The sequence below is a fragment of the Anaerovibrio lipolyticus genome, assembly GCF_021531495.1.
Classification (GTDB): domain Bacteria; phylum Bacillota; class Negativicutes; order Selenomonadales; family Selenomonadaceae; genus Anaerovibrio.
This window is the reverse complement of sequence record NZ_JADYTY010000052.1, coordinates 1-6,540: the sequence shown is the minus strand read 5'-3', so window position 1 is coordinate 6,540 and position 6,540 is coordinate 1. Positions and strand designations below refer to the sequence as shown.

Sequence of the window (6,540 nt, the reverse complement as noted above, 5' to 3'; positions counted from 1 at the left end):
CAATATAGCGCGAGCGTGCCTGTAAGGGTATATGCCATGCCTACGAGAAGTGTATAGATAATTGATGTATTCGACAAATCAGAATTTATCCCCCGTAATCAACGAAAGGCAGAAACGCATCGTACTCCTGAGCATATACTATGGCAAACCTGACTCAAAAGCAGGATTTTTCAATTTTATGTCGAATGATTTACATAGAAACATAAAAAGGAGGATTTATTATAATGCCTGATTTAAAATCTTTTTTCTCCTATAAAGGGCGGCTGGGACGGTTGCAATATTTTCTGCGGCAAGGAGCTATTTGCATAATCTTTTCTCTGCTAGGCTACTCCCTAGACACCCCTGAAGGAATGTTTGTTTCCGCCTTTGTGCAGAATATCCTTATCTCACTACTTATGATTGCGCGCTTCCACGACCTTGACAAACCTGGTTATTGGGTTATTATACCTTTTGTTTGCGATATGATAACCATGGCCTTAATTTTCAATGGCTCCATAAATATAATGGCCGGCCTCTGCTCTCTTATTGCCTCCGGCATACGAATATATACCCTATTTGCTCCTGGAACTCCTGGGCCAAACTCCTATGGCAATCAACCATAAACCATAAATCACAAATCATAAACTAAAACAAGAGGCTAGCTTTATACCAGCCTCTTGTTTTATTGACATGACTAAAAAACATTATATAGCATCTTCCAACGCACTATGTATTTCTTCATCACTTATGGCGCCGTGGCGAATAATAACAGGTTTACTGCCAGTGCAGTCTACAATAGTGGATTCTCTGCCAATAGCGCAAGGGCCACCATCCAAGATCATGGCCAGCCGCCCAGCCATATCCCCAAAGACATCTGCCCCGCTCTTGGGACTTACATGTCCAGAAATATTGGCACTGGGCACCGCCAAAGGCGCCCCCACAGCCTGCAATACTGCCAAAGCCACAGGATTATCCGGAATGCGAATCCCTACTGTGTCCCTGCCGCCAGTTACCAACTCTGGCACCTGAGCTGCCTTGGGCAACACTACCGTAATCGGCCCAGGGGCAAATTTATCTAACAATTTCCGCGCCATCAGTGGCACATAAGCAGCTATCTGCTGAATCATATTCACATTAGCTACCTGCAAAGAAAAAGCCTTGCCGACAGGACGATTCTTGGCCGCATAAAGCCTTTCCACTGCCCCCACATTCAAGCCTAAAGCACCAATACCATAGACGGTTTCCGTAGGAAAAGCCACCAACTCACCAGCTTTCAAAAGCTGAGCAGCCCTTTGAATCTCCCTTTGCTGACGGGACACATCCCTGATGTGCACCATTTCTGTAGGGTGATTAAAAATATCCTCCATATTTATCCCTCTCCATCTTAGGCCTTCCACAGGATTACTACCCGCTCAATCCCAGCCAAATCCCGCAGAATTTCACATTTGCCCCACTGGCTCATATCCTTAGCCAATGCATCCAGTTGACAAGCCTGATGAATGCCAACTTCCATAGCCAAAAAACCGCCATCTTTCAGCAAATCACCGGATTCTGCCAGCAAACGACGATAAAAATCCAGCCCATCCTCGCCGCCATCCAGTGCTCCCATTGGCTCATAAGCCTTTACATCGGCAGCTAAAGCAGCAATATCTGCCTTGGGAATATAAGGTGGGTTAGAAACTATAGCATTCAGCAGCTCTCCCTTGGCCTTCAAAGGTGCCAGCAAATCCCCCTGGAAAAACTCCACCCGCTGGGATAACCCCAAAGAAAGGCTGTTTTCCTGGGCTACCGCCAATGCTCCCGGCGAAATATCCACTGCCATAGCTCTTAGCTTAGGAAGATAATTCAAAAGAGATAAGCAAATAGCTCCTGTGCCAGTGCCAATATCTGCCAAGGTAGTATTTTCCCCGGCTGCTGGCAATCTCTGCAACACAGCCTCCACCAGAATCTCCGTATCGGGACGAGGTATCAGAGTATCTTTTGTTACCTTGAAGTCCAAGCCCATAAAATCCCGATGGCCAGTAATATAAGCTACCGGCTCATGTTGTACCCGCCTTTTGATACATTCTCTATAAGCTGCCAGCTCTGATTGCTCCAAAGGCTGATCAAAATGCACATAAAGGTAAATCCGCTCTGGCCGATTGAGCACATGAGCCAGCAAAACCTCTGCATCCAGCCGGGGAGAATCCAGCTGAGCCTTCTGAAAATATTCCTCTGTCCATTTTAGAATTTTCCCAATGGTCCAAACTTCTGACATATTATTGCACCTTTTTCAGTCTTTCTGCCTGATCCGCTGTAATCAAGGCATTTATCAGCTCATCCAGTTGACCATTCAGCACAGACTCCAGCTTATGCAGGGTAAGGCCAATACGATGGTCAGTAACCCGTCCCTGAGGGAAATTATAGGTTCTAATTCTCTGACTCCGGTCCCCAGAACCTACCTGGCTCTTACGGTCTGCCGCAATGGCATCAGCCTGCTGCTGCTGTGCCTGCTCCAGCACTCTGGCTCTCAGCACACGCATGGCCTTTTCCTTGTTTTTCAACTGGGACTTTTCATCCTGACACTGTACCACAATACCTGTTGGCAAATGGGTAATACGAATGGCAGATTCAGTTTTATTTACATACTGACCACCAGCACCACCAGCCCGATAGGTATCAATCCGCAGCTCCTCTGGGCGAATGTCCACATCTACTTCATCCGCCTCTGGCAATACAGCCACCGTAACAGCAGAAGTATGTATACGGCCACCGGATTCTGTAACAGGCACCCGCTGTACTCTATGGGTACCGCTTTCGTACTTCAGCTTGCTATAAGCTCCCTGTCCCTCTACGGCAAAGGAAATTTCCTTGAAACCGCCAATTTCGGTAGGATTGGCATCCATAATATTGACCTTCCAGCCCTGGGCCTCAGCATAACGGGAGTACATTCTAAACAAATCCCCAGCAAAAAGGGCAGCCTCCTCGCCACCTACACCGCCACGAATTTCTACAATAACATTCTTGTCATCATTAGGATCTCTAGGCAGCAGCAAAATAGGCAGCTGTTCATCCAGCTCCTCCTTGCGGGCTCTCAGCTCTGCTAGCTCCTCCTCCACCATATGGCGGAACTCATTATCATCAATGCCCTCGGACAGCATATTCTTGTCGTCCTCAATGCCGGTACAAACCTGCTTGTATTCCCGATAGGCTGTAACAATAGGCTCCAAGCCAGCATGCTCCCGATTGTAGCGCTGCCAGCGGGACATATCCTCCAATACAGAAGGATCACTTATCAGAGATTCCAGCTCCAGATATTTGTCCTCTACAGCCTGCAATTTATCCATCATATTCATATATTAATACACTCCATCTCAGTCTCCTGAACCTCATTAATCTCCTCTGGCTCATGATAAAGATAATCCCCACTGCCGGCAGGAATTTTATCAGCAGGCAGTACCGCCTTGGCAGACTCAATAGCCACCTCCAGCATATCCGGCTCTGGCTCTCTAGTAGTCAAACGCTGCAGCCACAGCCCCGGCTTTACAGCCCAGCCCAGGATACAATTATCAGAATTTGCCGAAAATCTAATAATCTCATAGGAAATACCTGCCACCACTGGCAACAGCACAATTCTGCTTACAATTCGCTCTATCAGACTAGGCCAGCCCAAAAAGGCAAAAACAAAAATACTTACCAACATTACAATCAGTAAAAAGGAAGTGCCACAGCGCTTGTGAAATCTGGTATGCTTCATGGCATTTTCCACAGTTAATGCCTCTCCTGCCTCAAAGCAGGCAATGGTCTTATGCTCTGCCCCATGATATTGGAACACTCGCTGAATATCCTTCATACGGGAAATTCCCACAATATAGGCTATAAAAATAAACAACCGCAGTACACCTTCCATGAGATTCAGGAAAACCGGATCCTCTGTAATGCTGTGAAAAAGCTTGGCTGCCCCAGTAGGAATAGCAATAAACAAAATAGCTGCCAGCACAAAGGCAAAAGCAATGGTTCCTGCCAGCTCCCTATCAGAAAGCTGTTCCTTCTCTTCCCCAGCCATCTGAGCAGAATAACCCAGGGAACGAATACCAATAACCAGTGATTCAATCAGGGAGACACAGCCTCGCAACAGAGGCTTTTTCAATATTGGATATCTATCACTAATAGAATTAAATGGACGGCTGCTTATCTCAATTTTACCCTCTGGAGTGCGGACTGCCGTAGCTGTCAGCTCCGGCCCCCGCATCATAACGCCTTCAATAACAGCCTGACCGCCAATAGTAATTTTCTTCTCTTCCATATCTATGTAAATCCTTTCTAAAAAGGCTATTCATACAAAAAAAGAGCAGGACAATCCGTCCTGCTCTCCCAGTTCTTATTTTGCGTAACGCTTGTTGAACTTCTCAATACGACCGCCAGCTGCGATATCACGCTGACGACCGGTGAAGAAAGGATGGCACTTGGAGCAAACATCAACTCTCAGCTCAGCCTTAGTGGAGCCAGTAGTGAAGGTGTTGCCGCAACCGCAGATAACCTTTGCCTCAAAGAATTCTGGATGAATACCGTTCTTCATATATATGCACCTCGCTTCTTCCCATATTGGGCGTATTACAAGTCCTCTCTGCGAAGACTTGGTCCGACTTAGCTTCCCAAAATGGGACAAAGCCGAAAAAATCAACTTCCCGGATTCAAAATCCGACTTGTGATATTATATCATAGCCCCCATTCTGGCGCAACAAATAATTAGAAAAAAATGTTGAAATTTTACCCACTTTACACCATAATGTATATATTGGAAAAAAGTAAAATGAGACTTATTCAGTGGGAGCTTTAGGCTCCCACTGAATTTAGTCGAATAAATCCAGAGCCTAACGGGGGCTTAACTCCCTCCTAAGAGGAGGGAGCCTTAGCCCCCGTTAGCATGGGGTAAAAATGTTTGTATATTGAGAGGTATAATTTTATGAAAGAAAAAGATCCTACTATCCAGTGCAGCTTTTGCAAGCGCCGTGTGGTAGTACATTCCCAATATGATTTGCCAGTATATGACCCACGCAGCGGCTTTGCCCTGTGTGCTAGATGCGTAACAGATATTTACAAGGCCATTGAGGCTCATCAGGTAGAGGTCAACAAGGAAGCTGACGCTGAAACCATGAGCAATCTGGATGAGGAAATGTCCAGAATCAAGCCTCACCTTATTAAGGAATATCTGGACAAGTATATCATCAATCAGGACCAGGCCAAGAAAATCCTATCTGTAGCTGTTTACAATCACTACAAGCGAATGAAATACGGCTTCGATCACAAGGAAGATGAGCTGGATGAAATCGAGAAATCCAATGTGATTATCCTTGGCCCTTCCGGCTGTGGTAAAACCGCCCTGTTATCCCATCTGGCCAAGATGCTGGATATTCCTTTTGCCGTAACTGATTCCTCCAGTCTGACCGAGGCTGGCTTTGTAGGCTCTGATGTAGAGGTAGCTGTCCGCAATCTGTACTATGCCGCCGACAAGAATATTACCCGCTGTGAGCACGGTATAATTTATCTGGACGAGTTCGACAAAATCGCCCGCAAATCCGGAGAGAACAACACCATTACTGCAGATCCAGGCCATGAGGGTGTACAGCAGTCCCTGCTGAAAATGCTAGAGGGCAGCGAGGTGGAATTTACCGCCAGAGGCCAGCGGAAGCATCCAGAGGCTCCTACCATCAAGGTAAATACCAAAAATATTCTCTTTATTGTAGGCGGTGCCTTTGTAGGTATTGAGAAAATCATTGCCAAGCGGTTGAAGGCTACTGACACCGGTATTGGCTTTGGTGCCAAAATTGAAGGCCAAAATGAAAAGCCAAAATACAATGATTTGATTCATAAAACCAGACCAGAGGATTTAATGAAATTTGGTATTATTCCAGAAATCATTGGCCGTCTCCCTGTTATATGTACCTTGGAAGATTTGGACGAAAACGCCCTGCTGCGGATTCTCACCGAACCTCGCAATGCTCCAGTAAGACAGTACAAAAAGTTGATGGAAATGGATAATGTGGATTTGGAATTCTCTGATGATGCCCTTCATGCTGTAGCCCAGAAGGCTATCGAGCGTAAAACCGGCGCCCGCTCTCTCAAGGGAATTATTGAGGATGTTATGCTGGATATCATGTTTGATATTCCAAAATCCGACAAACACCGCAAGGTAACCATTACTGCTGATTGCATTAACAACCATGCCACACCTATTATTGAGGATTTAGAATAAGAAAAACTAAAACGGCTTCTCTAAACGCATTTTGCTTTAGAGAAGCCGTTTTTATAAGCTCTACATTTTTAAACTTATTTCTTATCATGAAATTATCCCATGCCATGTACAGACAGCCTCCTTTTCTTTTCTCTTCACTTCCTATGAATAATGATTATTATCATACAATCATTTTAAAATAAATTCAAGACATTTTCCTAGTTTTTATTAAAAACAAATTAAAAAGCTGCCTGCATATATTCCGCAGACAGCTTCAGATTGTTGACAAACTAGCATAAGGCACTCCATTCATGGTAAAATATTATTATGATTGAGGTGTTTTTATG

8 protein-coding genes are annotated in these 6,540 nt (G+C 45.2%); 2 read left to right on the top strand and 6 right to left on the bottom strand.

Going from position 1 to position 6,540, the window contains the following annotated elements:
- Positions 1 to 224: 224 nt before the first annotated feature.
- On the top strand, positions 225 to 602 hold the full coding sequence (locus I6E26_RS10735; RefSeq protein ID WP_235321860.1) for a DUF805 domain-containing protein: 378 nt from the start codon (positions 225 to 227) through the stop codon (positions 600 to 602).
- 81 nt (positions 603 to 683) lie between these two features.
- Here I6E26_RS10735 and I6E26_RS10730 read toward each other — a convergent pair whose 3' ends face one another.
- The 5 genes from I6E26_RS10730 to rpmE all read right to left on the bottom strand — a co-directional run bounded on the left by I6E26_RS10730 (position 684) and on the right by rpmE (position 4,537).
- Complete coding sequence (locus I6E26_RS10730) at positions 684 to 1,346, bottom strand: L-threonylcarbamoyladenylate synthase (RefSeq protein ID WP_235321859.1); 663 nt, start codon at positions 1,344 to 1,346, stop codon at positions 684 to 686.
- A gap of 17 nt (positions 1,347 to 1,363) precedes the next feature.
- A complete protein-coding gene (gene prmC, locus I6E26_RS10725) occupies positions 1,364 to 2,236 on the bottom strand; it encodes a peptide chain release factor N(5)-glutamine methyltransferase (protein WP_235321858.1) in 873 nt (290 codons plus the stop codon).
- Position 2,237: 1 nt separating this feature from the next.
- Positions 2,238 to 3,308, bottom strand: a complete 1,071-nt coding sequence (prfA, locus tag I6E26_RS10720; RefSeq protein ID WP_235321861.1) for a peptide chain release factor 1 — start codon at positions 3,306 to 3,308, stop codon at positions 2,238 to 2,240.
- A 2-nt stretch (positions 3,309 to 3,310) separates the two neighbouring features.
- Positions 3,311 to 4,264, bottom strand: coding sequence for a DUF1385 domain-containing protein (locus I6E26_RS10715; RefSeq protein ID WP_235321857.1), 954 nt, complete (start codon positions 4,262 to 4,264; stop codon positions 3,311 to 3,313).
- Between the two features lie 75 nt (positions 4,265 to 4,339).
- Positions 4,340 to 4,537, bottom strand: a complete 198-nt coding sequence (gene rpmE / locus I6E26_RS10710; protein ID WP_235321856.1) for a 50S ribosomal protein L31 — start codon at positions 4,535 to 4,537, stop codon at positions 4,340 to 4,342.
- 387 nt (positions 4,538 to 4,924) lie between these two features.
- Here rpmE and clpX point away from each other — a divergent pair, with 387 nt between their 5' ends.
- A complete protein-coding gene (gene clpX / locus I6E26_RS10705) occupies positions 4,925 to 6,214 on the top strand; it encodes an ATP-dependent Clp protease ATP-binding subunit ClpX (RefSeq protein ID WP_235321855.1) in 1,290 nt (429 codons plus the stop codon).
- Here clpX and I6E26_RS11255 read toward each other — a convergent pair.
- Positions 6,195 to 6,320, bottom strand: a complete 126-nt coding sequence (locus tag I6E26_RS11255; RefSeq protein WP_268824894.1) for a hypothetical protein — start codon at positions 6,318 to 6,320, stop codon at positions 6,195 to 6,197. The genes clpX and I6E26_RS11255 overlap by 20 nt on opposite strands.
- Between the last annotated feature and the right edge of the window lie 220 nt (positions 6,321 to 6,540).